Origin of the sequence: Photorhabdus viridis (assembly GCF_040256935.1) — a bacterium.
In the GTDB taxonomy this organism is placed as follows: domain Bacteria; phylum Pseudomonadota; class Gammaproteobacteria; order Enterobacterales; family Enterobacteriaceae; genus Photorhabdus; species Photorhabdus viridis.
Map to the genome: position 1 here is coordinate 1 of NZ_JBEJZY010000451.1, position 229 is coordinate 229.

At 53.3% G+C, this 229-nt stretch carries 1 rRNA gene; it reads left to right on the forward strand.

What is annotated here, in order from left to right:
- Window positions 1-141: 141 nt before the first annotated feature.
- Window positions 142-229, forward strand: a 5S ribosomal RNA gene (rrf, locus tag ABR397_RS24105); the annotation flags it as partial.

Below are 229 nucleotides of genomic sequence, written 5' to 3' on the forward strand. Positions count from 1 at the left end.
AATGAACCGAGCGGCTTAACCTTACAACACCGAAGGTGTTTTGGTGCGAGAGAAGAGAGAGAATTTTTAGCTTGTTGAACAGATTGATCTGGATGGTTGTGTGTGGAGCAGGCACATGACGGTCGGGATGAAATGAATTTGCCTGGCGGCGATAGCGCGGTGGTCCCACCTGACCCCATGCCGAACTCAGCAGTGAAACGCCGTAGCGCCGATGGTAGTGTGGGGTCTC